The 2599-nt window shown below is 37.4% G+C and carries 1 protein-coding gene; it reads right to left on the bottom strand.

The genetic code is table 11. The features are described 5' to 3' along the window. A partial coding sequence (locus DPIF8902391_RS10480; protein WP_172505791.1) for a hypothetical protein occupies window positions 1-2599 on the bottom strand: 2599 nt, incomplete at both ends.

Raw genomic sequence — 2599 nt, 5'->3', positions numbered from 1 at the left:
GAAAATCTCTACCGTATTTTTACTGTATTCTGGCTTATCAATACAAGAAATAAAGAAACTATCATTTTTCCCATCGTTATCAGGTGTCATGATGTTGTAAGGCGTTCCACATTTATTAGTATCTGTATCTAAAGAATCTGGAATACCATTCTCGTTGGTATCTAACGAATCGTTAGTGGTAATATTAGTATCTCCTGGATTTTCATCTTCAGTATTTATACCATCATTATCATCATCTATATCTTGATAGTCATAAATACCATCTCCATCAGTATCTGACAAATCAACTGGAGAACCTCCGTTATCGGTGTCAAAAGCATCGTCTAACCCATCTGAATCGGTATCAACACCACTTGGAATAGCATCTGGAATTCCATCTGCATTGGCATCATTTCCTTCTATAATATCTACTACGCCATCATTATCACTATCGGTATCTAAACTATCAGGGATTCCATCGTTATCAGTATCTAAAAATCCATCTCCTTCATCGGTATCTAAAATTCCATCGTTGTCGTCGTCTATGTCAATAACATTTGGAATTCCATCGCTGTCTGTGTCTAGTAACATTATTACCGTTGCAGTGTCTGATAAGCCTGTGCTTGTTTCCGTAAGTTCATAAATAATACCTGTTGGGTCGGTTGTAAAGCCTATGTCTGGGCTGAATATTAAAACTCCCGTTGCTGGGTTTACCGTCCAAACTCCTTGGTTTGCTACTACTATCGTATTTTGAATACCTGCTATTGTTGGGTCTAAATCGATAGTTACCTGTGTTGCTGGATTTGTTATTGCTGTTCCATCACTTAAGCTATCGTCAGTTAATACATTTACGCTAATATCATCGCCTGGTGTATTTCCTGTTGATGTATCATCTGTTGCGATAGGATCAACTTCTGTATATCCTGCTTTTACCGTTGCGGTATCTATTAAACCTGTGCTTGTTTCTGTAAGTTCATAACTAATATCCGTTGGCGTTTGTGTAAATCCATCTTCTGGATTGAACGTTAAATTTCCGGTTAAAGGATCTAATGTCCAAACTCCTTCGCCTGCTACTGTTACAACATTTGGTGTTGTCGTTGCAATTCCGGTTGCTAGATCGATTAATTCAATACTTGTGTTAGAAACCGTTGCTTGTGTTCCATCACTTAAATCATCATTCGTTAATAAATTTACAGTTGCATCATCGCCTGGTGTATTTCCTGTTGATGAATCATTTGTTGCAATAGGATCTGCTTCGTCATATCCTGCTTTTACCGTTGCGGTGTCTGTTAAGCCTGTGCTTGTTTCCGTTAAGGTGTAAACTACATCTGTTGGTGTTTGCGTAAAGCCATCTTCTGGATTAAATGTTAAAATCCCTGTTGCTGGATCTACTGTCCAAGTTCCTTGGTTTGGTACTACTAAAGTATTTTGAACGCCTGGTGTACTAGGGTCTAAATCGATAGTTACCTGTGTTGAAGGATCTGTTATTTCAGTTCCATCACTTAATTTATCATTATCTAATAAATTAACTACCACATCATCGCCTGGTGTATTTCCTGTTGATGAATCATTTGTTGCAATAGGATCTGCTTCTGTATATTCTGCTTTTACCGTTGCGGTATCTATTAAACCTGTGCTTGTTTCTGTAAGTTCATAAATAATATCCGTTGGTGTTGATGTAAAGCCATCTATTGGATTAAATGTTAAAATCCCTGTTGCTGGATCTACTGTCCAAGTTCCCTCGTTTGGTACTACTAAAGTATTTTGAACACCTGCTGTTGTTAGGTCTAAATCGATAGTTACCTGTGTTGAAGGATCTGTTATTTCAGTTCCATCACTTAATTTATCATTATCTAATAATTTTACAGTTGCATCATCGCCTGGTGTATTTCCTGTTGATGAATCATCTGTTGCGATAGGATCAACTTCTGTATATCCTGCTTTTACCGTTGCGGTATCTATTAAACCTGTGCTTATTTCTGTTAAGGTATAAACTACATCTGTTGGTGTTTGCGTAAAGCCATCTTCTGGATTAAATGTTAAAATCCCTGTTGCTGGATCTACTGTCCAAGTTCCCTGGTTTGGTACTACTAAAGTATTTTGAACACCTGCTGTTGTTGGGTCTAAATCGATAGTTACCTGTGTTGAAGGATCTGTTATTTCAGTTCCATCACTTAATTTATCATTATCTAATAATTTTACAGTTGCATCATCGCCTGGTGTATTTCCTGTTACGGTATCATCTGTTGCGATAGGATTTCCTTCGTCATATCCTGCTTTTACCGTTGCGGTATCTATTAAACCTGTGCTTGTTTCTGTAAGTTCATAAATAATATCCGTTGGCGTTTGTGTAAATCCATCTTCTGGATTAAATGTTAAAATCCCTGTTGCTGGATCTACTGTCCAAGTTCCCTGGTTTGGTACTACTAAAGTATTTTGAACGCCTGGTGTTGTTGGGTCTAAATCTATCGTTACCTGTGTTGAAGGATCTGTTATTTCAGTTCCATCACTTAATTTATCATTATCTAATAAATTTACAGTTGCATCATCGCCTGGTGTATTTCCTGTTGATGTATCATCTGTTGCAATAGGATCTGCTTCGTCATATCCTGCTTTTACC

This window comes from Tenacibaculum finnmarkense genomovar ulcerans (genome assembly GCF_900239495.1).
Taxonomy (GTDB): domain Bacteria; phylum Bacteroidota; class Bacteroidia; order Flavobacteriales; family Flavobacteriaceae; genus Polaribacter; species Polaribacter ulcerans.
Note: the sequence above shows the minus strand (reverse complement) of the source record. Positions and strands in the feature narration are given on the sequence as shown.